The following is a 26,595-nucleotide window of genomic DNA, read 5'->3' as shown; positions in this document are numbered from 1 at the left end:
CGCCTTTCTCGCCTGGTTCCGGCCCCGGCGCGGCCTGCCGGGTACGGTTCGTGGGACGGGGCGGCCCGCCGCCAGCGGCGTCCGTCGCTCGGCCGGAGCGCGTTCCCGCACGCGCGATCCATGGTCGGCCCGCTCGGCGCCCCTCGCCCGTTGACTACCCTTCGCGCTAGATCGCACACATCAAGTGATGACAGGCGGATCTGTCTGACAAATCCGGCCACAGTCGGCCAATTGCCCTACGAGCGCGGCGCGAACTCGGCAGGATCAAGATCCATGAGCGAGATCCAGGACCTGGGAATCGACGACTCCATCCCGCACACCGCGCGGATCTACGACTACCTGCTCCAGGGCAAGGACAACTACGAGGTCGACCGGGCCGCGGCCCAGCAGATCATGGAGGTCCTGCCAGAGGCTCCCCGGATGGCCCGCGACAACCGGGACTTCCTGGTCCGCGCCGTGACGGCACTGGCGGAACTGGGCGTCGACCAGTTCATCGACCTGGGCTCGGGGCTGCCGACGGCCGACAACGTCCACCAGGTGGCGCAGCGCGTCAACCCCGCGGCCCGGGTGGCCTACGTGGACCACGACCCGATCGTGCTGGCGCACGGTCGGGCACTGCTCGCCGGCGACGGACGCACCCGGATGATCACCGCTGACATGCGCGATCCCGACACGGTGCTCTCCGACCCGACGCTGCTGGAACTGATCGACCTGTCCCGGCCCGTGGCCGTCCTCATGGTCTCGGTGCTGCACTTCATCGCGGAGGCCCGGGAACTGGTCGCCAAGTACACCTCCCGGACCGTGCCGGGCAGCCACCTGGCGCTCTCGCTCGCCACCTCGGAGGGCACCCTGCCCGAGGTGATCACCCGGGTCAGCGCCGTCTACGCCAAGTCCAGCTCGCCGATCGTCTTCCGCGACCACCGGGAGATCCACGCCCTGGTCGAGCACCTGGACCTGCTCGAACCGGGTCTCGTCGACCTGCACGCCTGGCGCCCGGCGGACGACACCGAACGAGTCGCCCCGCCCCCCATCCGCGGTCTGGCCGGCGTCGCCGTCATCCCGGGCTGAGCCGGGTCAGCCGCCGGTGGTGTACCTGCGGCGGACCCCGGTGAACTCGCCGAGATCACCCCGGCCGCTTCGGCACTGCTAATCGTCCCGATCCGGTTCGTCCTCACCGCCGGCCCGCTCCGGCACGGAAACCGGTGGCGGCGCCCCGGCGGGCACGGGCTCCGCGGTGGCGTGGAAGGTGGCGATGACACGGTAGGTGACGGCGGTCAGCGGGACGGCGATCACCGCTCCGGCGATGCCGCCCAGCAGGGTGCCCGCGGTGACCGCCATCAGCACCACGGCGGGGTGCAGCCGGAGCGCCCGGCCCATGATCAGCGGCTGCAGGAGGTGCCCCTCGGCCTGCTGCACCAGCAGGACCGCGCCCAGCACCAGCAGCGCGTCCGTGACGCCGTTGCTCACCAGGGCGACGAGCACCGCCACCGCGCCCGCGACCGTCGCGCCGACGATCGGGATGAACGCGGCCATGAAGGTCAGCAAGGTCAGCGGCAGGGCCAGCGGCACACCGATCAGCAGCAGCGCCGTCCCGATGCCCAGCGCGTCCACCAGCGCCACCAGGACCGTGCCCCGCACGTAGGAGACGATGGTCTGCCAGCCGGCCCGGGCGGCAACGTCCACCCGGTGGCGCGCCTGCTCGGGCGCGGCCCGCAACGCCCACTGCCAGATCTGCGGCCCGTCGCGCAGCAGGAAGAACAGCAGCACCAGGGCGAGCAGGATCCCGGTGACGACCTCGGCGGCGGCGGTCGCCCCGCCCACCGGGTCGGGGGCGGCCTTGCGCGCCGCCTTGACGAGCCCGTCCACGGCGGAGTCCAGCTGCCGCTGGGTGATCGGCAGCGGGCCGTTGAGCAGCAGGTCGCGCAGGTGCTGGAGCCCCCCGCCGACGCTGCGGCGCAGTTCGGGCCACTGGGCCGCGGTGCGGTTGCTCACCACCGCCAGTGGCAGCGCGATGGCGAGCAGCAGGCTCAGCAGGCCGCCCAGCGCGGCCAGCCAGGACGGCGCGCCGATCCGGCGCAGCACGGCGGCGACCGGCGAGATCAGTGCCGTCAGCAGCAGCGCCACCACGACGGCCAGGCTGAGCGGGGCGACCCGGCCGAGCAGGGACCCGACCGCGTAGATCGTCGCGCCCACGATCAGGACGCACGCGCCGCCGAGGGCCGCCACGCGGAGCGCGAGGGGCACCCGGTCCATGACCTCGGAGGTCTGCCGTCGGCTGGAGCTCACCCAGCCGAACTACCCGCCCTGCCGGGCCGAACCCAATCCGGTCAGCGCAGCGGGGCGAGAGGGCCGCCCGGGTTCGCCCGGCGGCGCTCGACAACCGCCTCGGCGACGGCCGCGACCTCGTCCTCGGGCAGCCTGCGGTAGCCGTCGGCCGTGGCGGTCACGATCACCGGGTAGATGCGCCGGGTGAGGTCGGGGCCGCCGGTGGCCGAGTCGTCGTCGGCGGCGTCGTACAGCGCCTCGACGCACACGGTGGCGGCGTCCTCGACCGACAGGTCGGGCCGGTAGAGCTTCTTCAGCGCGCCCTCCGCGAACGGTGAGCCCGACCCCTCGGCAAGGAAGTGCTTGGACTCGGCCGGGGCGCCGGTGATGTCGTAGCCGAAGATCCGCCCGGTGCCGGTGTCGACGTCGTAGCCCGCGTACAGCGGCACCACCGCCAGCCCCTGCATCGCCAGCCCGAGGTTGGCCTTGATCACCGCGCCCAGCCGGCGGGCCTTGGCGTTCAGCGACAGCGTGACCAGTTGCATCTTCTCGTAGTGCGCCAGCTCCACCTGGAAGAGCCGCACCATCTCGACGGCCAGCCCCACCGTGCCGGCGAAGGCCACCACCGAGTACTCGTCGGCGCGCTGCACCTTCTCCAGGTCGCGCTGGGCGATCACGTTGCCCATGGTCGCGCGCCGGTCGCCGGCCATCATCACGCCACCCGGGAAGGTGAGCGCCAGCACGGTCGTCCCGTGCGGGGCCAGGTCGGCACCGGCCGCCCGGTTGACCGGCAGCAGCTCGGGTTCGTGCGCGCTCAGGTACTCGACGAAGGACGTCGACTCGACGGAGAACAACCCCTGGTCCCTCACGAACGCTCCTCCCGCCTCGATCCGCGGCACCACCCTTTCACACCCGGCGGCCGGCCCGGCAAGGTCAGGGGGCGAGGCTGCGGCGGACCATGGCCAGGGCGCCGCGCCTGGCCGCCACCAGGTCGAAGCCGTCCGGGTCCACCAGCCACTGGAGGGTGATGCCGCGGATCAGGCCCTGGAGGAGACCGGCCTCGACCGCCGGATCGACGTCGGGGCGGACCGTGCCGTCCTCGACTCCCCTGGTCAGCCAGCCGCCGAACCGGCGGCGCAGCACGGCGTTGAGCGACTGGACGGCGGTGCGCAGCTCGGGCAGCTCGCTGATCGACTCGACCATCAGCACGAGCAGCACCGTGTTGCGGTTCGGCCGGCCGCCGAGCCGGGTCAGGTAGCTGTCGATCATCTCCAGGATCGCGTCGAGGCCGGCCGGATCGCCGGCGTCGAGCTCCTTGACGACCTCGTCGGCGTAGTCCTGCCGGATGCTGTCGATCAGCGCTTCCAGCAGGCCCTGCTTGGAGCCGAAGTGGTAGCCCACCAGGCCCCGGCTGAGCCCGGCGACCTCCTGGATGCGGGCCACCGTCATGTTGCGGTAGCCCTCCTCGGCGAGGACCTTGAGGGCGGCCTCGATGATGCGCCGCCGGGACGCCTCGGTGCGCTCCTCCTGCGTGGCCTGCGGAGCCACGGATGCCACCCCCTTCCGGATCTTCCTCGCGACGGCACCCTACCGGCGCGGCGTCCCGCCCACCCGACCTTCCGGAAGGCGCGGGCGCCCCGGCGGCCTGTATGCCCAGAATCGAACACGGGCCGGCGGCGACCCGCGGGAAACTACGGGTGCGGCCGGAAGGAGACGCCCATGCACCCCGCCCCTCCAGACGACCACTCCCTGCTCGCCGAGGAACTCGTCGCCGTCCGCGGTGAGCTGGTGCGCGCCGACGGCAAGTCGGCGGCGCTACTGGCCCTGGCCGGCGCGGGCTTCGTCCTGGCCACCACCGCCCAGCCGCGGAACGCGCTCGCCGCCTGGCTGCTCGGCGGGGCCCTGGTCACGGCCGCCTGCGCGATCCTCCAGCTCCTCTTCGTCGTCCGCCCCCGGCTGGAGAACGGCGGGTTCTGCCTGCACGCCGCCGACGCCCCCCTGCCGGAACACGACCCGGACGCCTGGCGGCACCGGGAGCTGAGCGTCCTGTCGCGCATCGCGCTCGACAAGTTCCGGCTGCTCCAGACGGCCGTGAACCTGCTGGCCTGCGCGCTGGTCCTGGTGCTGTGCGCCCGCCTGGCCGACCTGCTCTGAGCCCCGGCAGGGCACCGGATCGCAACGATTTACCCGCCCGCCGGACGCCCGGCGGGCGGGCGGGCGACCATGGACGCATGAGCGGTCTGAAGTCGATGGTCAGCCCGCAACTGTGGGCCCGCATCGTCGCGGCGGGCCACCCCCAGGTGTTCGCGCGCGGGGAGACCCTGCTTTTCCAGGGAGATCCCGCCGGCCACGTGCTGGCCCTGCTGTCGGGCCGGGTGAAGATCACCCGGCTGGAGGCCGACGGCAGTTCGCTGCTGCTGGCCATCCGGCATCCGGGCGAGCTGCTGGGCGAGATCGCGGTGCTGGGCGGCGGCACCCGCACCACCACCGTCACGGCCATGGACGAGTGCCGCACCCATGTGATCGCCGGGGACCGGTTCACGTCGCTCGTCGCGGAACTCGACCTGAAGGACCTGCTGCTGCGGCACGCGTTCCAGCGGCTCCAGCAGTCCGAGCGGGTCTCGACCGAACTGGCCGCCCTGCCGGCCCGCCCCCGGGTGATCCGGGGACTGCTCCGGCTGGCCTCCCCGCTGCCGCCGCACGCCTCCGCCGCCCCCCGGCAGGCCGAGATCGGCCTCGACCAGACGGAGTTCGGGGAGGCCATCGGCCTGTCCCGGGCCAGCGTGGCCGTCCAGCTCGCCTGGCTGCGCCGGCTGGGCCTCGTCGTCACCCGGCGCGGCGAGATCGTCGTCACTGACGTCGGCCGCCTCCAGGAGCTGTCCGAGACGTTGGACGGTTAGCCGGCCGCCTCTCTCGCAGGGCGGTGAGGTCAGGTTCCTTCCCGCCGCGCGGCAACGGCTGCCGCTCGCAGGCGGTGCCACCACTGCCCGGCCCGGTCCGCGGCCCGGCGGACCCGGTTCGCCGGCTCCGGAGCCGCGACCGGTTCGGCCGCCTCCGCCGCGGCGACCCGCTCGTGCAGCCGGTTCCTGATCTCCTCGGGGGTGTACGCCCGGCGGCGGCGCTCCGACCGGACAATCACCACTCCGGTGGCCGCGACACCGACGAAACCCGCCAGGCCCAGCGCTTTCCACCACTTCATCCGCCTAGGCTAGCGAGCATGTCCGGCTCGACCATCAGCCTCACGGAGGCTCTGGACCTAACCCGCACGGGTGACCTCTGGCTGTTCCGGGGCAGGGCACCGGCCGACCGGGCCATCCAGCTGACCACCAACAGCCCGGTCAACCACGTCGGCATGGCCATCGTCATCGACGACCTACCGCCGCTGATGTGGCACGCCGAACTCGGCCGCTCGCTCCCCGACCTGTGGTCGGGCGGCCACCACCGGGGCGCCCAACTGCACGACCTGCGGGCGGCCGTCCTGGCCTGGGCCGAGCGGTACGGGCAGCGGGCCTGGCTGCGGCAGCTCACCCCGCCGCCCACCCGGACGATGGAGGACGCGGCGCTACGCACCGTCGCCAGGCTGGACGGCACCCCGTTCCCGTCCACCGCCCGGCTCGCCTCCCGCTGGGCGCGCGGCCGGGTGCCGCGGCGGGCCCGGCCGGCGGCGGACCTGGAGAGCGCCTTCTGCGCCGAGATCGTCGCGGTCACGTACCAGGACATGGGTCTGCTGCCGCGCGACCGGCGGCCCAACTGGTACGACCCCGGCCGGTTCTGGAGCGGAGACGACCTCGGTCTCCTGGGCGGGGCCCGGCTGGGCGGCGAGATCTCCGTGTCCGTACCTGCCCGGAAGCCCGCCGGTTAGCGTCCCCGCAGCCGCCCCCCGCACCTCCACGGCCAGGTCGTGCACCCGCTCGTGCCGGTGCTCCATCCGCCGCAGGAGTTCCGCGTGCGGGCCGGGCCGCACCACGCCGCCCTGCTCGTGGCGGCCGTCACCGCCTCTCCGCGCGGTGTTCCGGGACCGTATGCCCCGGGTGGGTCAGCGCATCCGGGGACAATCGGGCAGTATCGGCAGAGAGAGGACACCGTTCCATATCGGCCGAGGCCGGCGGGTGAGACACCGCCTCCGCTGGGCAAGGATCAGAAACCCCGGAGCGGTTCCGCGCCCCGGCAAGGACAAGAGGAGGCATGGCCGACGTGGGAGCGCTGGACCAACCGGCCGAGGACGTCACTTTCCCTCCCGCGGCCGACGACGCGCTCCGGCGACGGTTCGAGACCGCGTACGGGCCGCTGGTAGGGCTGTACCAGCTCTTCGAGGGGCGGCTGCGAGAAACCCCCGCCCCGCCCGGAACGCTCGGCTGGACCGCGGACCTGGCAGCGCTGCGCGCCCTGCGCGACGGCCAGGTGCACGGCGACCCCGGCGAGCTCATCCGCATGATGAGCGACCCCTCCGCCCTCCCCCCGGTCGCGTTCCCCGACGCTTCTGCCCCGGCGGAACCGGCGGACGCTCCCGCCCCGGCGGAGGACGACGCGACGAGCCCGCCCGCCAGCACCCTCCCCACCCCGGCGGAGAGTGGCGCGACGGACCCGCCTGCCGACCCCGCCAGCACCCTCCCCACCCCGGCAGAGGATCTGCTGCCTGACACCACCACTTCCCCCGCGGCGGACGGCGCGACGGACCCGCCTGCCGACCCCACCAACACCCTCCCCACCCCGGCAGAGGGCCTGCCGTCCGGTACCGCCTCCTCCGGCTCCCGCCCCGCCCCGGCGGAGGGCAGCACGACGAGCCCACCCGCCGACCCCACCAGCACCCTCCCCACCCCGGTCGAGGATCTGCCGTCCGGTACCGCCTCCTCCGGCTCCCGCCCCGCCCCGGTCGAGGACCTGCCATCCGGCACCGCCTCCTCCCCCGCGGCAGACGGCGCGACGAGCCCGCCCGCCGACGCCACCAGCACCCTCCCCGAGCCGGTCGAGGAGGCACCGGTCGAGCAGTGGACGCCGCCCGACTCCACCGAGACCGTCCGGCTCTCGATCCCCAGCGACGCCGTACTGCAGGAGGGCCCGGAGCCCCCCGCGGACGTACCGTCCGAGGAGAGCTCCGAGAGCATTCCGGCCGAGGACGCGCCCGCGGGCGCCGCCGAAACCGTGCAGACGTCGGTTCCCGAGCCGGCCGTCGGCACAACGGACGAGATCATCGGAAGGGTGCTGGAGACACCGGCCGCGTGCCTGGTCGAGGCGCCGGCCGGGGCGGCGCGCGCCGCGTTCGTCGGCGAGGTCGTCCGGCGGCTGGCCGCCGCCGGGGAGCGGGTCCTGGTGTGCGGCCCCGACGTGGCCGGCGCGGCCGAGGCGATCGGCGCGGCCGAGGTGCGTGCGGTACGCGTCCAGGCGACCGGGGACCCGCGCACGTCGGCGGGCTGGACGGTCCGCCCGGTGGGCGAAACGCACCACCGGGAATGGGCCACCGAGCTGCGGCGGCTGCGGCGCGAACTGCTCCTGCTGGAGCAGTGGCCGCGCGACCGGGCGGCCCTGGACGCGCTCCGGGCCGAGCGCGACGAGCGCGAGCGGGCGCTGGCGGCCCGCAGGGAACGGCTGACCGCCCAGGTCGCGGCCGAGCGCACCGCGATCGAGACGGGGCGGCGCGAGCTGGCGGCGGCGCGCGAGGCACGGGAACGGCTGGCCGCCGACCGGCAGCGGCTCGGCGAGGAGACCGAGACGTTCCGCGCCGAGCAGGAGACGTTGCAGGCGGCCGCGGACGAGGCCGCGGGAACGGCCGACGAGCACACCCGGAAGGCCGAGGACGCCTACTCCCACGCCGTGGCCGTCGAGGAGCGGCTGGCCACCTGCTCCCGGGAGCTGGGCGCGGCCCGCGAGCGCGCCGGCACCCTGACCGAGGATCTGGGCCAAGCTGAGCGCGCGCTGCCCAAGGCGGCGGCGGAGGCCGAGCGGCTGGCCGCGGATTCGACCGCGGCGGAGGCTGAGGGGCACGCGTGCTACTACCGGCTGCGCGCGGCCGAGTCGGCGCTGGCCGCGGCCCGGCAGAAGCTCAGCCTGGGCCAGCGGATGCACGTGCTGCCGTCTCCGCCGGAGGTGGTGGAACTGCGGCGGCAGGTGACGGAGCGCAACCTGGAGGCGGAGGAGGCGGCCGAGCACGGGCGCCGGGTCCACGAGGCGTTCGTCCGGGCCGACGCGCACCACGCCCGGCTCGCCACGTTCCTCACCGAGGGCGGCCGCGAGCTGGTCGCCCTGAAGGAGATGATCGAGCGGCTGGCGGGCGAGTTGGAGCGGCTGCCGGCCGAGCTGGAGCAGGCCCGGGCGGAGCAGCAGGCGCTCGCCCGGGAGGCGGCCGCGGCCGTCGAGCGGTCCGTGCAGGCCAGCGCGGCCGCGCGGCACGCCGGGCAGCTCCTCCGGCAGGCCGAGGAACGGCTCGGCGACGCGGAACTCGCCGCCCGCAACGCGGCGGCCGACGTGGAGCGGACCGAGGCCGCCATCGAGGCCGCCGGGCGGCGGCAGGCCGAGGCCGAGACCGGGCTGACCGCGCTGGCCGAGGAGGCGGCGGTGGAATTGCCGCGGGCGGAGGCCGAGATCGGGGCGGCCGTCGAGACCGAGGCGCACTCCCGGGAACGGGTCGCCGGCATCTGCGGCGCCGGCCCGGACGACAACCTGGCGAGCCTGGTCGAGCCGGTCCGGCGGCGGGCGGTGGCGGAGGTCGAGCAGCTGGCCCGCCGCACGGAACTCGTCGGCACCGTGACCGACCCGTCCGGTATCGGCGCGCCGGTCCCGGGCGGCAACCCCGCCGAGGCGACCGCTCCGCTGTCCCCGCCGCCGGAGCCGGTCCGGGAGGCGGGCTCCGGAATCGGCCGGCCCCGCCCGGCCACCGCCGAGTTCGGCATCCGCCCGGCGACCCCCGCGGCGCCGCGGCAGGCGGCGCCGGCCCCGGCGGCGGACGAGGCCGAGCTCGCGAAGGTCCTGCTGGCGGACGCCGCCGTGGTGTGCGGTCCGCCGGTGGCCGTGGCGGCGCTGCCCGCGCTGGCGGAGGCCGGTTTCGACGTCCTGGTCGTCGACGACGCCGGCCGGGTGCCGGACGGTGACTTCCTGGTCGCCGCGAGCCGGGCCGGCCGCTGGATCCTGGTCGGGGACACCGCCCCGCCGCCACGCCCGTACGAGGTGTACGAGGACCACGTCCGCGCGCTGGGGGCGCTGCACCGTGCGGCGGACGCCGGCGACCTGGCATCGGCCGTCGAGGCCGTCCCCGAGGACCGGCGGGGCCCGGTCCGGGCGGAGGCCGAGCGGCTGCTCGCCACGGAGCTGTGGGCCCGGCACTACCGGTTCTCGTACGCCCAGGTGGCGGCCCGGCTCGGCGACGACCCGCAGGCCGAGCTGGAGCGGGCCATCGCCGACCGGCTCGGCCGCGGCGTGCTCGCCCGCTGCGCACCGGCGCTGCACGCCTCCCGCCGCAACGTCCTGCGCGCCGAATCCGCATCCGACCCCTGGGCCGGCTGACGGCGCCTACGCTCGCACCGAAACGACCGCGGGAGGCAGGTTGCGATGGCGGGGGAACTGAGCGGGTTCCTGTTCGAGCTCGGGGTGCTGAAGCGGTACCCGCGGTCCGGATGGCTGGTGGCCGGGGTGGCCGACCCCGAGAGCGTGGCCGACCACTCGTTCCGGACGGCGATCCTGGCGAGCGTGCTGGCCGTGCAGGAGGGGGCCGACCCGGAGCGGGCCGCACTGCTGGGCCTGTTCCACGACACCCAGGAGGCCCGGCTGACGGACCTGCACCATCTGGCGCAGCGGTACGCCACCCGGGCACCCAACGAGCAGGTCACGGCCGACCAGGTGCGCGGCCTGCCGGAGCCGGTCGCGAAGATGATCTCCCGGGTGGTCGGTGAGTACGAGGGCGGCGAGAGCTCCGAGGCGGTGTGCGCCCGCGACGCCGACGCGCTGGAGTGCCTGATCCAGGCCGTCGAGTACCGCGAGCAGGGCAACCGCAACATGCAGCCCTTCATCGACACCGCCCTGCCCCGGCTCCGCACCCCGTCCGCCCGCCGGCTGGCCGAGGAGGTCCTCGCCACCGGCACCGTCGCCTGGGCCGAACGCGCCCTCGACTGAACCCCCGCCGGCGCGGGTTCCGACGTTTCCGGTGCCGCGATCCCCTTCAGTCGGAGGACGAACCCGGACGCGTGGGCGTACATTGCCGGGGAATACGGTGATGTCGAGGGGCGGGCGAAGTTCGGTCCGAACTCGTGCGCACCTGGACGCCATCACATACTCATACAAGGCCCGCACATTCGGATAGGCTGCCCTGCCTTCCGTGGTCGGCGGGGTCATCGGCCAAGGCATCTCCCTCAACATCCGACCCGTAGTTGAGGACGAAAAAGGGGGTAGAGGGGGATCGTGTCGTGACAAAGCAGCACGAGCCCGGCGGCGAGAACGAGTGGGTTCCGCTGGCCTCATCACGCCAGACGGGCGCACCGGTTGAAACGGACGAATCGTCCGAAGCGGTTGAGCCGGACCCCGCCGAGGCGTCCCGCACCATCCCCGTCGAAACGCCCCTGACCCTCACCGTCGCCCCGCCCGTCTGGTCTCCCCCGCCCGCCGATCCGCTGGACGACCTCGAGTTCGCACCCCCCGCCACCGGGCCGGCGGTACTCGCCGGCCCGCAGGACGACGTTCCCGACCCGCCCGACGTCCTGGAGTTCAGGTCGTCCACCGGCACCCGGGAAGCACCGCCTCACTCCCCGGCCGAGGACGCGCCGGCCGAGCCTTCCCGCGCTTCCGACACCCTCGAGTTCAGGCCGCCCGCCAGGTCGGGCGGCTCGGCGACACCGCCCGGCGACGATCCCGGGACGGCACCGGCCGGCGGTCCCGGAGCGGTGCCGCTCGCCGCACCGGTCCCCGTCCCCGAGGCGGCGGCGCCCCAGGCTCCACCGCGCCAGGACATCGGGGAGCCCGCGCAGGACGCCCCCCGCCCCACCGGGGAACCCGCGGCCTCCGGGCCGACCCCACCGGCGCAGGGCCCGCCGGACACGGGGCCGCGCGCCGCTCCGCCACCCGCCGCCGCACCGGACCGGGAGCCGCCCGGCGACCCGGAAACCTCGCCGGACGACGCGACCACCGGCGGTACGGGACCGGTCCAGGAAGACCGTCCCGCCGCACCACCCGCAGCCCAGGCCGTGCCCGGCGGTACCGCCCGGGCCGTGCCGCCCGCACCGCCCGCGGAGGCGCCCGCCCGGAACTCCGCCGAGGCCGCGCGGCCCGCGCCCGAACGCCCCGCCGCCGAGCCGCCCGCGGCGCCCCCCGCCGGGCACCCGTCCGGCCCGCGGGAACCGGACACCGCCGAAACCCCGGACGGCCGGACCGCCACCGCGGACTTCCGCGTCGAGCGGCCCCGGCCGAAGGAGCAGGAGGGCGACGACCGTCCGGCGGCCGAGCCCCGGCCCGGGCCAGGCCCCTGGCCGCCCCCGCCCGGTCCCGCCGAACGCCCGCCCGCCTTCGGCCGGCACCACGTCCAGCCCGCCGCACCCGAGCAACCCCGCTCCGCGGACCCCGGCCCTGACGACGAGCGACCGCGCCCGTCCCCCGCTCAGGCCACGCCCGGCGGTACCGCCGAGGCGGTGCCGCCCGCACCGCACGGCACCGCCCCCGCGGCCCGGCCGGCGCCCGAGGCACCCGCGCAGGACACTCCCCGCCCCGCCGGGGAACCCGCCGCCTCCGGGCCGACCCCGCCGGCGCAGGGCCCCGGGCACCGGCAGGACGCGCGGCAGCACCCGCACGACGCCCCCGACCGGCCCCGACCGCCGCGCGCCGCGTACCCGGCGGCCGAACACGCCCCGCCGCCGGGGCCGGGTGCACCCGGCGAGCGCACCCCGCCACAGAGCACCACACCCACCCCAGAACCAAGAAGCACGTCATGGGACGGCCCCACCGGCCGCACCGAACACACCCCACCGGCAAGGCCGGGTGCGCCCAGCGAGCACACCCCGCCACAGGACACCACACCCACCCCAGAACCAAGAAGCACGTCATGGGACGGCCCCACCGGCCGCACCGAACACACCCCACCGGCAAGGCCGGGTGCGCCCAGCGAGCACACCCCGCCACAGAGCACCACACCCACCCCAGAACCAAGAGGCGCGTCATGGGACGGTCCCGGCGACCACGCCGGGCAGGCCCCGCCGCCGGTCCGGCACGCCGCGCCGCCGCCGGGTGCCCCGCCCGCTCCCCGCGAAGACGCGAACCTGTACTGGCGTGACGAGCAGCACCGGCGGACCCCGCCGCCCGAAGACCCGGGGATGCACCGTCCCGGCGCGCCACGGTCCGAGCCGATGTTCGGCCCCCACCGGCAGGCTTCGTCGCACGACCAGGCCGCCGCGCCGGCGCCCCAGCCCCCGCCCTCGCCCCACGGAGCGGAACACCACTGGCCGGGGGCCGAGCCCGCACCCCATGCGGACCCCGCCCGGGGCCGAGCCGCACCCTGGGAACAACCCCGGGACGAACCGCCGCACGGGCAGGCCGCCGGGCCGGCGCCCCGGACCGCACCGCACGGGCAGGGGCCCGCCGCCGACCCGGCCCGCGGACGGGCGGCCTGGTGGGAGCAATCCCCACCGGCGGCCGACCCGTCGTACGGGGAGGCCACCCGGGCCCCGCACCGTGCGGACCCCGGAACGCCGCACGCAGGGGTCCAGGGAGCCGAGGGGAGCGCGGGGGTCGCGGGGATGCGGCACGACGCGCCGCCGCGCGGACCGCACTGGCCGGACGACCGGTTCCCCGCCGCATATCCGCAGGAGGCGCCGTACGGCGCCGAGCCGCCCCCGGCCGAGGCCGCGCCGTACGGGCGGGCGTCCGGGGCGTGGGAGTACGCCGGCGAGGGCGTGGACCTCCAGGACGAACCGTGGCCGGCCGCGCCGGCCGGGGACACCGCCTACGGCCCGGAGCCGCACCAGGGCGGCACGTCCGACGAGGACGGGTACCCGTGGCAGGAGAAGAAGCCGAAGCGCAAGAAGCGGCGGCGAGTCCTGCTGGCGGTCTTCTTCGTCCTGATCCTGCTGGTCTCCGGGGCGACGTTCCAGATCGTCCGCCCGCTGCCCGACCCGGCACTGCGGCTGACCACCGCCTCCGCGCACACCTTCCCGGGCGCCCCGCCCCGGCTGCCCTGGCCCGCGCAGGGTCAGGCGGCGGTCGACGTCGAGGGGCTGGGCACGATGGGCGCGTTCGGGCCGACCACCCCGACGCCCACAGCCAGCGTGGCCAAGGTGATGACCGCGTACGTCTTCCTCAGCGACCACCCGCTGCGGTCCGGCGAGGAGGGTCCCACCTTCACCATCTCGCCGCAGGAGGCCGCCCGGCTGCCGATGCGCATCAGCCGCGGCGAGTCGCTGGTCGAGGTGACCGCGGGGCAGAAGTTCAGCCAGCGGGAGGCGCTGGAAGCGTTGATGATCGTCTCCGCGAACAACATCGCGCACGAGCTGGCCCGCTGGGACTCGGGGAACCTGACGGCCTTCGTGGCCAAGATGAACGCCACCGCCCGCGAGCTGGGCATGGACTCGACCACCTACACCGACCCCAGCGGCTACGACTCGCGCACCGTGAGCACCGCGGCCGACCAGGTCAAGCTGCTGCGCGCGGCGATGCGCGTCCCCGCCTTCGCCGAGATCGTGGCCAAGCAGACCTACGTCCCCCGCAACGGGGACACCGCCCGGCCGGGCGGGAACATCCTGCTCGGCCGGAACGGCTTCGTGGGCGGCAAGACCGGTTACACCGACCTGGCCGGCGGCAACTACGTGTTCGCGGCGCGGCGGCGGGTCGGCGGGGTCGACGCCCTCATCGTCGGCGCCGTGCTGGACCAGCCCACCGGCAACGGCGCGATGCCCGCGATGACCGCCGCCCACCAGCTCGTCCTCGCCGCGGGCGGCGCGATGACCAGCGCCTCCCTGGCCGCCTCCGGCGCCCGGGTGGGCATGGTCGACGACGGGCTGGGCGGCGGTTCCCCGCTGGTCGCGGCGACTCCGGTCACCGTGGTCGGCTGGCCCGGCCTGACGGTGCGGATCTCGGCCGAGGGCATCCCGCCCCGCAGCGCCGCCGCGGGCCACAAGGTCGGCACGCTGATCGTCGGCGCGACCCGCACGGACCTCCGGCTCCAGCACCGTTTCCAGCCACCGGACGTCCTGCACCGGATCATCCGCCGCGACCCGCCCACCCGCTGAGCCAAGCGAGCGGGGTGGCCGCTAGCACGGTGTCCGGCAATGTTCACCGACCTCACCGCGCGGCTTGCCCGGAACGTGATCGTTGAGGATAGGTGGGGCTGGAGGCCCACCCATCCTCAACGATCACGTTCCGGGGCAGGGGTGGGCCCGGTGAACGCTGCTGGACACCGCACCAGCGGGTGAGCGGGTGAAGCGGGGACGAGCGCCGCCGGGCGGGGCGGGCGGCGGCGAGCGCCGCTGAATCCCGGGCCCGCGCCGGTGGCGGCGGGTCGCCCACCGGCCGGACCGGGCGGTCAGTCCTCGGCCAGGGCTTCGATCGACGCCGCCAGCGCCTCCCGTAGGGCCGGGAGGACGTGGCGGGGCAGGTCGAGCAGGGTGTGCCCGGTCAGGTCGGCCCGGCCGGTCGCCGCGATCGCGGCGCGCGCCCGGGCCTTGGTGAGCGTCCGGCCGCGGGCCCGGTCGAGGGCGATCAGCCCCTCCCGCCAGGAGTTGCCGATCTTGCCGTGGGCCCGCGCGTAGACGTGGGCGGCCAGGACGGCCGGCGGGTCCGCGGGGTCCGGTTCGGCCCGCTCGGCGACGACGACCGCCAGGTCGGGGGCGGGGGTGCTGCGGAGCAGCCGGGCGATGCGGTACTTGGGCGCCACCAGTTCCGCCAGCCGGCGCTGGCCCGCCGCGTCGCGCAGCTCCGGCAGGTCGCTCCGGCACAGCACGGCGACCCGGTCCGCGCCGGCGGCCAGCAGCGCCCGGAGCAGGGACGCGCCGTACCCGGGGTGGAGGTCGACGGCCACCCCGTCGTGGCCCTGCGCACCCCGGGGCAGGGGGGCCGCCAGGAAGGGGGCCAGCCCGACGCGCCGGCCCGGCACGTCCTCCGGCCAGCCGTCCCCGACCAGGAGGTTCCGCCCGCCCGCCAGACCGGCGAGGTCCAGCACCCGGGCCGCCGCCGCGGGGTCCAGGCCCGCGGGCTTCGCCTCCACCGACTGCACGCCGTGGGTGTACACGCCCGGCCCCGTCCCGGCCGGGGCCTCGGCCGCCGCCCGGCTGCGACGGGTGGGCCGCAGCACGTAGAGCGCGGCGGCGGCGCCGATCGCCTGCGCGCCGGTGAAACGGTTGAACCCGGGCAGCACCGCCTCGTAGACGAGGTGCAGCGGGGCCAGCGCCTCCTGGACGGCCAGCCCGAGCGCGGGCTGCCGCTCGCCGAACCCGTAGGCGACGAGCAGCCGCCCGTTGTGCTGGTCGGCCAGCGCCGCCAGCCCGCGGGCGGCGAACAGGCGGACGCCCTCGGGGGTGTACGGCGGGTCGGTGAAGACGAGGTCGCACGAGTCGCGCAGGGCGGCCGGGAGACCGAGTCGCAGGTCCGCGTAGTGGACGCGCACATCGAAGCCGAGCCGGCGGGCCTGGACATCGATGTACTCCAGGGTGCGCTCGTCGATGTCGACCACGGTGACGCCGAGGCCGGCCGCACCGCCGGCCAGGAAGAGCGCCAGCGAGGTCAGGTCGTGGTCCCCGACGCAGAGGACGCGCGCGCCCCGCAGGTCGTAGCCGCGCAGCATGAAGTGCGCCCGTTTCAGCGCGGTCTCGGCCGTGGCCGGCACGTGGTCGAGGGACTGGAGCGGCGCGGGCACCTCCGCGACGAGCCGCCGCATCTCCGCCAGGGCGGCGGGGTCGGCGGCGGCCGGGGCGTCCCACGGGTCGGCCGGCGGCGCCGCGTACCCGCCGCACCGGAACCGGTCCCGGTAGGCCAGGACGTGCTCGGGGGCGACCCGGAACGCGTCGCCGGAGGTCTCCAGCCGGTCTCCGGCCGCCGCGATCGTCATCTCCACGGTGCGCCGGGAGGAGCCCGTCCGGGAGACGATCTCGGCCACCGAGAGGTACGCGCCGCCCGCGAGCAGGCAGCAGATGTCCGCGATGCGGCGCCGGTCGATGCCGAACCCGTCCATCAGCTCCTGGAGCGGCCCGAACCCGTCGTCCGGCTCGGGGCCGGCCGTGGCGGAAGGGGCGCTGGAAGGGGTCGGATCCATCCCGTGATTGTCCCAGGGTGGCGCCGCCCGCCGGACGTCTCCGGCGGGCGGCACCGGCTCAGCGGTGCTCGCCGCCGGCGGCGCGGCGGCCCGCGGTGGGGCGGCGGTTGCCGGCCAGGGAGATCACGTCGGCGGAGGACTCGGCGGTCTCCGTCCCCTCCGACGACAGCCACACGTGCAGCACCATCTCCATCTCCAGCCGCAGTGTCGGGTCGTAGAGCCGCTCGCCGAACAGCTCTTCGAGCTGGTGCAGCCGGTACCGGACGGTCTGCGGGTGGACGTGCAGCCGGGCGGCCACTTCGGTGGCGTTGAACCCGTTCTGCAGGCAGGCCAGCATGGTGCGGGCCAGCCGGTCGCGGTGCCGGGGCCGGACCTCCTCCAGCGGGGCCAGCCGCTGGACGGCGACCGCCCGCACCAGCTCCTCGTCCTTGAAGATCACCAGGGTCGGCATGTGCTCGACGCAGCGGACCAGCCGGTCGTCGGGCAGCACCCCGCGGCGGGCCAGGCGCATGGCCTCCCGGGCCCAGCGCAGCGACTTGGCGGTGTCCTCCAGCCGCACCGTGGGGCCGACCGCGGCGACCCACTCGCGCAGCGCGTTCTCCAGCATCGCGCCGCGGCCGGGGCCGTCCGGGTCGGGTACGACCAGGCAGGGCTCGCGCCGGTTGACGTCCGACAGCACCTCCGGCGGCAGCGACGGGTGCGAGAAACGCGCCTGCCCCCGCTCGTGCAGCACCACCACGGCGACCGAGCGCGGCACCCGCCACTGCGCCACCCGGGCCAGGTCGCTGATCGCCTGCTGGGCCGCGGGCGGCTCGGCGAGCAGCAGGTCGAGCAGCCGCCGGCGGCGGTGTTCCAGTTCCCCGGCCACCTGCTCGCGGGCCTTGGTGTAGCCCTCGGTCGCCGCGGCGGCGATCTCGTCCAGGAACGCGAAGATGGCCTCGGCCAGCCGGCCGAGCGTGCGCCGGGAGACGTTCATCTGCTCCGCTTCGGCCGCCAGCCGCCGCCAGGCCACCCGGGCGCCCAGCCGCAGCGCGGTCTGCAGGGCGTCGAGGCTGCGCCCCTCCCTGGCCTCCGCCCACCCGATCTCCCGGTAGACGGCGGCGACCGGCTCCCACGAGGAGTCGGAGTCGCCGATCAGGTCGACGAACTGCTGCAGCGCGCCCTCCACGGCGAGCCGCACCATCCGCACGTACTCCTCGTCCAGCGGGCGGGCGTACTCCGGTACGCCGCGCTGGATCTCGTCGATCATCTCCTCGGCGACGCCGCTGAGCTTGGGCCGGAACAGGCCGGCCATCTCCCGCGGCACCCCGGTCCAGGGCTGCAGGTTCGCGTACTGTCCGATCGTCGATGTGGACACCGGTGGCACCTCCTGACCCGAACTGGCACAAACCGTCGGGAGCCCGAAGTTACCTGGGTGTGACGTACGACACTGCTGGGCGACAAACACAATCGGGGCGGTCGATTAGCACACGGCTGACAAAGCGCGATCGAGGGGTGGCCGCGGGAGTCCCACCGGAAACGGCTCCCGCGACCACCTGCTCTCGGTGCCAGGCGGGGAGTGCGCCGGCTCCGTACGAGGGAAATCCTGCCGCCCGGCCTGGGCCGTCACCATAGGGATAAACGCGAATTAACCGGTAAAGAACTGTCAGTAAGTTCATGGGCCCGACACGGCGGCCCGCCCCACCATCAGGCGCGCAGCGGTGCGCACCATGGTGCGCACCTCCTCGGCCGGCCGGCCCAGCGCGGTCAGGCTGACCAACGCCGACAGCAGCAGATGCCCCAGCACCAGCTCGACGTCGTCGCGTTCGAGCAGCGGCTCGCCGATCGCGGTGGCCAGCCGGTCACGGACGAACAGGAACAGTTCCGTGCGCTCGGGGTCCACCGCGGGGTCGGACGAGGTGACCGCCTGAATTATCGCGGAGGTGAGCGTGCGCTCGGCCGCGGCCACCTCGACGATCCGCTCCAGCAGCTCGGCCAGCCGCTCCACCGGGGTCCCGCCGACGGCCCGGGCGTCGAGATCGGCGGTGGTCTCGCGGGCCCAGACGGCCGCCACCTCGATGAGCAGGTGGTCCTTGGAGGCGAAGTAACGGTAGACGGTGGCCCGCCCGGCCTCGGCCCGGTCGGCCACGTCATGCATGGTCACGGCGGCGTACCCGCCTTCGAGCGCGAGTTCCCGCGCCGCCTCGACCAGCCGGCTCCGGCGGGCCTGCTGGTCCTTGCTGGGGGTCCGGCCGGTCACGGTGCCTCCTCGGATGAGGAATCCATCCTGTCGTACAGCGTTTGCGGGATCCGCGCGGCGCCCGGAAACGACATCGTCGGAGCATGCACCCCATCCGCGTCCTGATCGTGGACGACCACACGCTGTTCGCCGAGGCCCTCTCGGCCCGTCTGGGCCACGAGCCCGGCCTGGTCCTGCTGCCCGTGGCCGCCGACGTCCGCCGGGCCCTCGCGCTGATCGCCACCGAGCGGCCCCGGGTGGTGGTGCTGGACCTGGCGCTCGGCCCGGAGAGCGGCCTCGACCTGCTGGACCGGATCCGGGCCGACCACCCCGGGGTGCGGGCGGTGATGCTGACCGCGACCGGCGACACGCACCTGATCGTCGAGGCGGTGCGGCGCGGTGCCGTCGGCTGGCTGTCGAAGACCGAGAGCCCCGATCTGGTCGCCCAGGTGATCCGCGACGCGGCCGGGCGGGGCGGCCGGCTGCCGCCGGACTCGCTGGGCGACGTGCTGCGCGCGCTGCTGGACGGCATGCCCGCGCCGTCCCCGGCCGGCCGGACGCTGGACGAGCTCACCCCCCGCGAGCACGAGGTGCTCCAGTGCATGGTCGACGGGCTCAGCCGGGCCGACATCGCCGACCGGCTGGGGCTGTCGGCGAACACGGTCCGCACCCACACCCAGAACCTGCTGGCGAAGCTGGGGCTGCACTCGGCCCTGGAGGCGATCACCCTGGCCATGCGGGCGGGGCTGCGCCCCCGGGAGCGGGGATGACCGACCAGCATTTGGCGTAGCGGCCCATCGTCTCGTTGCGCGAGGCCGGCCGGGGCGGGCGTCCCTACGCTTCATCCGGACGGAGGTTGATGGTGAGACGTCGGGGGCTGACCGCACCGGAACTCCCGCACCGCGTTCCCTCCCCCGGGCCGGCGACCCCGCTGGCCCGGCTGCTCGGCCGGGCGGAGGCGGACGTGGCCGGGCGACGTGCCCACCGCCTGGTCGCCGGGCGCCGGGTGCTGGTGACCGGGGCCGCGGGCACCGTGGGCGGCGCGCTGTGCCATCGGATCAAGCGGCTCGGCCCGGCGGCGCTGGGCCTGCTCGACCGCGACCCGGACGGCCTGGCCAGGGTGGGGCACGAGATGACCGGGCTGCTCGACCGCGACCGGGTCGTCATGATCGAGTCGGATGTCCGCGACCACGCCGGGCTGGACCGGGCGCTGGGCGGGCTCCGCCCGGAACTGGTGGTGCACACCGCCGGCCTGACCGGGACGGCCGAACTGGAACGCGCCCCGGCCCGCGCGGTGACCTGGAACCTGCTGGGCACCCACCGGCTGGCCACCGCCGCGGTCCGGCACGGGGTGGAACACCTGGTGCACTGCTCCACCGACAAGGCCGCCGACCCCGCGTCGGTGTGCGGGGCGGTGGCGCGGCTGGGCGAGATGGTGATGCAGACCGTGGCGGGCGGGCCGACCAGGTTCGCCTCGGCCCGGCTGGGCGTCGTGCTCGGCCCGCCCGGGCCGCTGCTCGGCACGCTGGCCGGGCCGATCGTCCGGGGCGAGACGATCACCCTGGCCCACCCCGACCTGGCCCGGCACCTGATGACCGCCGGGGAGGCGGCGGGGCTGCTGCTGGAGGCGGGCGGGCTCGCCGAGGAGGCCGAGGTCTTCGCGCTCGACATGGGCCCCCCGGTGCCCGTCCTCGATCTCGTGCACCGCTACGCCGGGCAGTTGGGGCGCCCGGACGTCACCATCCGGTTCACCGGGCCGCGGCCGGGCGAGAAGGTCGTCGAGCGGCTCTTCTCCGCCGGCGAGCGGCGGGTGCGGACCGCCCACCCGGCCATCTGGGGAACCCGTCCGGCACCGCTGCCGGCCGGCCTGCCGCGGCTGCTGGACGACCTCTACCTCGCCGCCGACGACGGCGACGACGAGCACGTGCGGCGGCTGCTGCGGCGGCTGCTGCCCGAGTACCGGCCCGCCCGGGGAAGGCCCGGCCCCGCCGGGTTCCCGGGCCTGTGAGCGCCCCCCGGCCGCGGGTGGCGGTGGTGCTCGGCCGGTTCGCCGACGGCCCGGGAGTGGTCGCGCTGAACGGCATGCTCGCCCTGGATCCGCGGGCGTACGAGCGGGTGCTGGTGACCGGCGCCCCGGCCGGTCCGGGCGACCTGTCGGCGCGGGCGGACGCGGCGGGGGTGGAGATCGTCCGGGTGCCGGGGCTCACCTCACCCGCCGACGCCCCGCGGGCGCTGCGAGAGCTCACCCGGGTGCTCGCCGCGGGCCGGTACGACGTGGTGCACACCCACGACGGCCGGGACGGGCTGCTGGGCCGGTTCGCGGCGGCCCGGGCCGGCGTGCCGCGGATCGTGCACACCTGGCACCGGCCGCCGGGCGGGTCCCGGTCGTGGCTCCGCCGCCGGACGCGGATCGCGCTGGAGCGGCGGGCCGCCCGGCACACGCACGCCTTCCTGGCCGTGGGCTCGCGGACGGCCGCCCGGGCGACCCTGCTCGGGCTGGCCCCGCCGGACCGGATCCGCCTGTCGTGGCCGGCCGTGGACCTCGCGGAGTACGCGGGCCACCGGGGCGGGCGGGCCCGGGCGCGGCGGCGGCTGGACCTGCCGCTGGGCGTGCGGGTGATGGGGTCGGTGGGCCGGCTCACCGCGCGCAAGGACCCCGAACTGTTCGTCCGGGCGCTGGCCCGGCTGCCCGAGGACGTGTTCGGCCTCTGGGCCGGCGACGGGCCGCTGGCCGGCCGGCTACGCGGGCTGACCGAGCGGCTCGGCCTGGCCGACCGGATGCGCTGGCTGGGCCACCGCGGTGACGTTCCCGAGTTGCTGCCGGCCTTCGATGTGATGGTGTTGCCGGGCCGCTCGGCGGGGCTGCCGTGCGCCCTGGTCGAGGCGATCGCCGCCGGGGTCCCGCTGGTGGCCACGGCGGTGCCCTCCCACCCGGACCTGGTCCGGCCCGGGGAGACCGGGCTGCTGGTGCGGCCCCGGGACCGGGCCGGGCTGGCCGCCGCGGTGGGGCACCTGCTCGACCACCCGGCGGCGGCGCGCCGGATGACCGAGCAGGCGCGGGTCCTGGTGGGCGAATGGTTCACGCCCGAGCATCTGGGCTCGGTACTGGACGCGATATATCGCGGAGATTACCCGCCTGTTCCGTGACCGCCGAAAATCCCACCAGCGCCGAAAGGTGATCATTTGGTCCGTGCAAAGCTCCCGGGCGCGTCTAAGTCTGACAGCGAAGGCGATTCCGGCCCGACCATCACCCGCGACAAGCACCCCCACCTGCACTTTCTTACAAGTGCGACTTTGTCCAGCCCCCCGCCGTAAGTATCTAGATAACGGACAAGACAGCATCAATCAACTTTGAGATGCGCCGACTTTAACCATCGTTTAATATCCTTGCGCTGACCGCTTCCGGCCAGTGCCGGGTCGCACGGGGAAATAGGGTGGTCATTTCGGCCATCTCGAGCGGCGGTCACCAAGGTGCCGTTCCCGGACGGGGGTCTTCGACATGAGCAACGGGCCGTCTCGGTTCTCACCGATCGACCCGCCCGAAATCACCGAGACGTCAGAGCACCGGACCGGGGACCCGGCGCTCCGACGGCGGCGGTTGCGGCACGACATCCGCCACGAACTCGGCACGATCATCATGCTCGCCTCCGCGGTCTCCGTCTCCGACGACGTCGGGCCGCGCAGCCGCGAGCGCATCGACCAACTGCTGGGCGAGACCCGCTGGCTCGACCACCTGCTCCGGCAACTCGAGGAAGAGGACGACGAGGCGGCGGCCGGGCCGGCACCGGCCCGGCCCGAGCGGGTCCGGGTGGACGAACTCGCCACCGAGGTGGTGACCGGGCTGCGGCTGGCCACCACGCTGGCGGTCGGTTGCACCGCCGAGCCCGCCTGGGCGCACATGGACGCGGTCGCGCTGTGGCGGGCGCTGCGCAACGTCCTCGACAACGCCTGCCGGGTCGCCGCCGGGCGGGTGGACGTCCGGGTCGGCGCCGACCGGGGATGGGTGACGATCCAGGTCGACGACGACGGCCCGGGGTTCGGCGCCGGCTCGGGCGGGCTGGCCTCGCTCGGGCTGGGCATCGTGCACGACCTCGTCGCCGAGCACGGCGGCGGGCTGGAGATCGGCGCCGGCGAACCCGGCGGGGCCCGGGTCCGCATCCTGCTGCCGGCCGCCCCACCACCCCTGCATCCGCTATGAGGATCCTCATCTGCGACGACCACCCCGTCTTCGCCGACTCCTTCTCCGTGGTGCTCGGCGAGGCGGGACACGACGTCGTCGGGGTCTGCTACTCCCCCGACGAGCTGCCCGCGATGCTGCGCGCCCGTCCCGCCGACCTCTGCCTGGTCGACCTGCACTTCCCCGCGGGCCCGGTGCTCGACCTCGTCCCGGAGCTGCGGGCCGCCGCGCCCGCCACCCGCCTGGTGCTCCTGTCCGGCTCGCTGGGCCCGGACCTGCTGGAGGCCGGGCTGGCGATGGGGATCAGCGGGTTCGCCTCCAAGGGCCAGCAGCCCCGGGAGATCCTGGCGCTGCTGGACCGGGTGCACGCGGGCGAGGTGGTCGTCGATCCGCTGACCGGATCCGGTCGGGCCGCCCACCCGGACGCCCCGGCGCGCCGCCCGCCCGCCGGCACCTCCCACGTGGCCCGGGTGGCCCGGTTCCTGACCCCCCGCGAACGGGAGGTGCTGACCCGGCTGGCCCGGGGCGAATCCACCGCCGCGCTGGCCAAGGCCATGGGCGTCACCCGCAGCACCGCGCGCAGCCACGTGCAGAGCGTGCTGACCAAGCTCGGGGTGCACTCCCAGCGCGAGGCCGTGGTCGAGGCCGCCCGGCACGGTCTGGTCAGCGTCGAGACCGGCGAATGGTTGATCAACTGAAGGTCAACCCCGAGCGTGGCTCGGCCGTCATTCGGGTAGGAGCACGCTGAATCCGTTTCAACGGCCAGGATCACCCCCGGGTTCGCGCCCGATCCATGCCGGAGAGGAGCACCGGATGCCTCAGCGACGAGGCGCTATCCCCGTCTCCGACATCGCTGTCATCTCCTCCCCCGACACCTACATCCGCGGCATGCCGCACGACCAGCTCGCCCGGCTGCGGGCCCGGACCCCCGTGGTGTGGATCCCCGACGGGGCCGAGGACGGCGCCGGCCTGTGGGCCGTCCTCCGGTACACCGACGTGCGGCACGTCTTCGAGCACCCGCAGATCTTCGTCCGCGCCCCGGACGCCCCGCACCCGCTCGGCACCTGGATGCGCCGCGCCACCGCGCCGCGCCGCCGCCCGGCCTCCTCGGCCCCGCCCGGCCCGGGCCGGCAGCCCGCCGGCGAACCGGCGCGGCGGGCGGCGAAGCTCCTGGACCTGCTGTCCGGGCGCGGCACCGCCGACCTGGTCGGCGAGGTCATGGCCGGCCTGCCCGGCCCGGTGCGCGACGCCGTGTCGGGCGGGGTGTACGCGCTGCTGCGGCATCCCGACCAGTACGCGCGGCTGCGCCGCGACCGCGACCTGCTGGCCGGCGCGCTGGAGGAGATGCTGCGCTGGTGGTCGCCGGTGATCCAGGTACGCCGCACGGTACGGCGGACCACCTCGCTCGGCGGCGTGCCGATGCGCCCCGGCGAGCAGGTCGCGGCCTGGATCGCCGCCGCCAACCACGACGACGAGGTGTTCGAGGACCCCGGCCGGTTCGACATCGGCCGCCCCCCGGGCCGGCACCTCCTGCACGGCGAGGCCGCCCGGCACTGCTCCGCCGTCGAACCGGCCCGCACCCAGTTGCGCGCCGTCATCGGCGCGATCCTCGACCGGCCGGGCCGTATCGAGGTCGCCGGCCGCCCGCTGCGGCTGCGCTCGATCACCCGCAACGGCTTCTCCTGCCTCCCCCTGCGCCCCGCTCAGGACGGGTGAGCGTACTCCGCCGGGAGTAGGGACGGGCACCGCCACCGGCCGATGCCGGCACGTTCCGGCGTCCTCTAGCGTGCGAGGTATGAGCGACCACCCCGCCCACCCGCGCTGGCCCCGGCCGGGCGAGCTGCCCGCCTGGGTGGTGCCGCTGCTGGTCGGCGTGGTCCAACTGGCGGGGTCGTTCGGCGCGCAGAGCGACAAGTACGGCCCGCACGGCGGCCCGCACCTCGACGACCCGCGCCACCACATGTTCCGGGAACTCGACCCGTTCGGGGTGGCGCTGCTGGTGGCGGGCCCGGTGCTGCTACTGGCACGCCGCCGGTACCCCATCCCGGTGGCCCTCGGCACCGGCCTGGTCACGCTGCTGTACTACCTGCGCGCCCACGTGTACGGGCCGGCGTTCCTGGCCGCCGCGGTGGCCCTGGTCGCGGTCGTCGTGGCCGGCCACCGGCTGCTGGCCTGGGTCGGCACCCTGACCTCGTTCGCGGCGTTCTTCGCCGTCGCCTCGCTGATCGGGGTGGACGTCGAGCGGCGCGGGCAGGGCGACCGGCTCTTCCCGGTGGACCGGCCCGGCCTCGCCACCGCCGCCCTGCTGCTGGGCTGGGCGTTCGTGGTGCTGATCGGAGCCGACCTCGTCCGGATCCGCAGCGAGAAGGCCGCCGAGGCGGCCCGCGGCCGGGCGGAGGAGGACCGCCGCCGGGCCAGCGACGAGCGGCTGCGCATCGCCCGGGAACTGCACGACGTGCTGGCCCACAACATCTCGATGATCAACGTGCAGGCCGGGGTCGCCCTGCACCTCATGGACGACGACCCGGGCCAGGCCCGGACGGCACTGGCCGCCATCAAGGAGGCCAGCAAGGAGGCGCTGACCGAGATGCGCTCGGTGATCGGCGTGCTGCGGCAGCAGGGCGAGGTGGCCCCGCGCTCGCCCACCGCCGGGCTGGACCGGCTGGAGGAACTCGTCGGCCGGGCGGAGTCCGCCGGGCTGCGGGTGCGGGCGGAGTTCGAGGGCGACCGGCGCCCGCTACCTGCCGGGGTGGACCTCGCCGCCTTCCGGATCGTCCAGGAGTCGCTGACCAACGTGACGCGGCACGCCGGGCCCGGGCCGCTGACCGCGCTCGTCCGGATCTCCTACGCCGCCGACCATGTCTCCGTCCAGGTCGAGGACGACGGCCGGGGGGTCTCGCTGCTCGACGACCACCCCGGCGGCAACGGCATCCACGGGATGCGCGAGCGCGCCGCCGCGCTCGGCGGTACCTTCAGCGCGGGGCCCCGGCCCGGCGGCGGTTTCCAGGTGCGGGCCGTCCTGCCCGTCCACGAGGGGACGGAAGAGAAATGATCAAGGTCATGCTCGCCGACGACCAGGCCCTGGTGCGCGCGGGCTTCCGGGCGCTGCTCGACGCGCAGCGCGACATCGAGGTGGTCGGCGAGGCCGGCGACGGCGAGGAGGCGGTCGCGCAGGCGCGCCGGCTGCACCCCGACGTCATCCTGATGGACATCCGGATGCCGGTGCTCGACGGGCTGGCCGCCACCCGCCGGATCGCCGCCGACGAGCGGCTGGCCGACGCCCGGATCGTCATCCTGACCACGTTCGAGCTGGACGAGTACGTCTTCGAAGCGCTGCGCGGCGGGGCCAGCGGGTTCCTCGTCAAGGACACCGAGCCGGTGGAGCTGATCCACGCCGTCCGGGCGGTCGCGGCCGGGGACGCGCTGCTGTCGCCGAGCGTGACCCGCCGGCTGATCGCCGAGTTCGCCACCCGGACCAAGGAGCCCGGCCCCGCGCTGCGCCTGAACGCCCTCACCGACCGGGAACGCGAGGTCATGGCGCTGGTCGGCGAGGGGCTGACCAACGAGGAGATCGCCGCCCGGCTGGTCGTCAGCCCGGCCACCGCCAAGACCCACGTGAGCCGGACGATGGTCAAGCTCGGCGCCCGCGACCGCGCCCAGCTCGTGGTCTTCGCCTACGAGTCCGGCCTGGTCCGGCCCGGCTGGCTCACCTGACGCCCG

Annotated in this window: 22 protein-coding genes; 15 read left to right on the top strand and 7 right to left on the bottom strand. The window is 75.4% G+C overall.

The features are described 5' to 3' along the window. Positions 1 to 273: 273 nt before the first annotated feature. A complete protein-coding gene (locus DPM19_RS07830) occupies positions 274 to 1,068 on the top strand; it encodes an SAM-dependent methyltransferase (protein WP_199484916.1) in 795 nt (264 codons plus the stop codon). A gap of 78 nt (positions 1,069 to 1,146) precedes the next feature. Here the strand turns inward: DPM19_RS07830 and DPM19_RS07825 are convergent, their stop codons facing one another. From DPM19_RS07825 to DPM19_RS07815, 3 genes are all read right to left on the bottom strand, one after another. Beyond that, entirely contained in the window at positions 1,147 to 2,286 is a 1,140-nt protein-coding gene (locus DPM19_RS07825) for an AI-2E family transporter (RefSeq protein WP_233509968.1), read from the bottom strand. Between the two features lie 41 nt (positions 2,287 to 2,327). After that, positions 2,328 to 3,134: a proteasome subunit beta gene (gene prcB, locus DPM19_RS07820; RefSeq protein ID WP_233509967.1), complete on the bottom strand. Its 807-nt coding sequence runs from the start codon at positions 3,132 to 3,134 to the stop codon at positions 2,328 to 2,330. Positions 3,135 to 3,198: 64 nt separating this feature from the next. Further along, positions 3,199 to 3,813, bottom strand: coding sequence for a TetR/AcrR family transcriptional regulator (locus tag DPM19_RS07815; RefSeq protein WP_146778769.1), 615 nt, complete (start codon positions 3,811 to 3,813; stop codon positions 3,199 to 3,201). Between the two features lie 171 nt (positions 3,814 to 3,984). Between DPM19_RS07815 and DPM19_RS07810 the strand changes: the two genes are divergently transcribed. Next, entirely contained in the window at positions 3,985 to 4,419 is a 435-nt protein-coding gene (locus DPM19_RS07810) for a Pycsar system effector family protein (protein WP_111864159.1), read from the top strand. A gap of 77 nt (positions 4,420 to 4,496) precedes the next feature. Then, on the top strand, positions 4,497 to 5,165 hold the full coding sequence (locus DPM19_RS07805; protein WP_233509966.1) for a Crp/Fnr family transcriptional regulator: 669 nt from the start codon (positions 4,497 to 4,499) through the stop codon (positions 5,163 to 5,165). A gap of 29 nt (positions 5,166 to 5,194) precedes the next feature. Here the strand turns inward: DPM19_RS07805 and DPM19_RS07800 are convergent, their stop codons facing one another. Then, on the bottom strand, positions 5,195 to 5,464 hold the full coding sequence (locus DPM19_RS07800; protein WP_111864153.1) for a hypothetical protein: 270 nt from the start codon (positions 5,462 to 5,464) through the stop codon (positions 5,195 to 5,197). 18 nt (positions 5,465 to 5,482) lie between these two features. Here DPM19_RS07800 and DPM19_RS07795 point away from each other — a divergent pair, with 18 nt between their 5' ends. From DPM19_RS07795 to DPM19_RS36740, 4 genes are all read left to right on the top strand, one after another. Then, on the top strand, positions 5,483 to 6,127 hold the full coding sequence (locus tag DPM19_RS07795; RefSeq protein WP_111864151.1) for a C40 family peptidase: 645 nt from the start codon (positions 5,483 to 5,485) through the stop codon (positions 6,125 to 6,127). A gap of 323 nt (positions 6,128 to 6,450) precedes the next feature. Then, positions 6,451 to 9,762, top strand: a complete 3,312-nt coding sequence (locus DPM19_RS07790) for a hypothetical protein (RefSeq protein ID WP_111864148.1) — start codon at positions 6,451 to 6,453, stop codon at positions 9,760 to 9,762. A gap of 45 nt (positions 9,763 to 9,807) precedes the next feature. Then, the gene (locus tag DPM19_RS07785) at positions 9,808 to 10,368 is read left to right on the top strand and encodes an HD domain-containing protein (protein ID WP_111864146.1); all 561 of its coding nucleotides are present in this window, start codon (positions 9,808 to 9,810) and stop codon (positions 10,366 to 10,368) included. Between the two features lie 290 nt (positions 10,369 to 10,658). Next, on the top strand, positions 10,659 to 14,462 hold the full coding sequence (locus DPM19_RS36740) for a D-alanyl-D-alanine carboxypeptidase family protein (RefSeq protein WP_267900867.1): 3,804 nt from the start codon (positions 10,659 to 10,661) through the stop codon (positions 14,460 to 14,462). Between the two features lie 293 nt (positions 14,463 to 14,755). Here DPM19_RS36740 and DPM19_RS07775 read toward each other — a convergent pair whose 3' ends face one another. From DPM19_RS07775 to DPM19_RS07765, 3 genes are all read right to left on the bottom strand, one after another. Then, a complete protein-coding gene (locus DPM19_RS07775; RefSeq protein ID WP_111864141.1) occupies positions 14,756 to 16,480 on the bottom strand; it encodes a bis-aminopropyl spermidine synthase family protein in 1,725 nt (574 codons plus the stop codon). 58 nt (positions 16,481 to 16,538) lie between these two features. After that, complete coding sequence (locus tag DPM19_RS07770) at positions 16,539 to 17,837, bottom strand: PucR family transcriptional regulator (RefSeq protein WP_233509965.1); 1,299 nt, start codon at positions 17,835 to 17,837, stop codon at positions 16,539 to 16,541. A 297-nt stretch (positions 17,838 to 18,134) separates the two neighbouring features. Further along, on the bottom strand, positions 18,135 to 18,719 hold the full coding sequence (locus DPM19_RS07765; RefSeq protein WP_233509964.1) for a TetR/AcrR family transcriptional regulator: 585 nt from the start codon (positions 18,717 to 18,719) through the stop codon (positions 18,135 to 18,137). Positions 18,720 to 18,802: 83 nt separating this feature from the next. Here DPM19_RS07765 and DPM19_RS07760 point away from each other — a divergent pair, with 83 nt between their 5' ends. The 8 genes from DPM19_RS07760 (at position 18,803) to DPM19_RS07725 (ending at position 26,589) form a co-directional block, all read left to right on the top strand. Beyond that, positions 18,803 to 19,468: a response regulator gene (locus DPM19_RS07760; protein WP_111864136.1), complete on the top strand. Its 666-nt coding sequence runs from the start codon at positions 18,803 to 18,805 to the stop codon at positions 19,466 to 19,468. Positions 19,469 to 19,557: 89 nt separating this feature from the next. After that, positions 19,558 to 20,706 carry a polysaccharide biosynthesis protein gene (locus DPM19_RS07755; RefSeq protein ID WP_111864133.1) on the top strand — a complete coding sequence of 383 codons (1,149 nt, stop codon included), beginning with the start codon at positions 19,558 to 19,560 and terminating at the stop codon, positions 20,704 to 20,706. Beyond that, positions 20,703 to 21,845, top strand: coding sequence for a glycosyltransferase (locus DPM19_RS07750; protein ID WP_111864132.1), 1,143 nt, complete (start codon positions 20,703 to 20,705; stop codon positions 21,843 to 21,845). Before DPM19_RS07755 ends, DPM19_RS07750 begins: the two co-directional genes overlap by 4 nt. A 352-nt stretch (positions 21,846 to 22,197) precedes the next feature. Beyond that, a complete protein-coding gene (locus DPM19_RS07745; protein WP_111864131.1) occupies positions 22,198 to 22,896 on the top strand; it encodes a sensor histidine kinase in 699 nt (232 codons plus the stop codon). Next, on the top strand, positions 22,893 to 23,573 hold the full coding sequence (locus DPM19_RS07740; protein ID WP_111864130.1) for a LuxR C-terminal-related transcriptional regulator: 681 nt from the start codon (positions 22,893 to 22,895) through the stop codon (positions 23,571 to 23,573). The genes DPM19_RS07745 and DPM19_RS07740 overlap by 4 nt, the downstream gene beginning before the upstream one ends. 115 nt (positions 23,574 to 23,688) lie before the next feature. Continuing rightward, positions 23,689 to 24,591, top strand: a complete 903-nt coding sequence (locus DPM19_RS07735) for a cytochrome P450 (RefSeq protein ID WP_111864129.1) — start codon at positions 23,689 to 23,691, stop codon at positions 24,589 to 24,591. A 79-nt stretch (positions 24,592 to 24,670) separates the two neighbouring features. Continuing rightward, positions 24,671 to 25,927 carry a sensor histidine kinase gene (locus DPM19_RS07730; protein WP_111864128.1) on the top strand — a complete coding sequence of 419 codons (1,257 nt, stop codon included), beginning with the start codon at positions 24,671 to 24,673 and terminating at the stop codon, positions 25,925 to 25,927. Beyond that, on the top strand, positions 25,924 to 26,589 hold the full coding sequence (locus tag DPM19_RS07725) for a response regulator transcription factor (protein WP_111864127.1): 666 nt from the start codon (positions 25,924 to 25,926) through the stop codon (positions 26,587 to 26,589). The genes DPM19_RS07730 and DPM19_RS07725 overlap by 4 nt, the downstream gene beginning before the upstream one ends. Positions 26,590 to 26,595: the final 6 nt, after the last annotated feature.

Source organism: Actinomadura craniellae (genome assembly GCF_003289645.1).
Classification (GTDB): Bacteria; Actinomycetota; Actinomycetes; order Streptosporangiales; family Streptosporangiaceae; genus Actinomadura_D; species Actinomadura_D craniellae.
The sequence above is the reverse complement of the archived record's forward strand: the minus strand, read 5'-3'. Positions and strand labels throughout refer to the sequence as shown.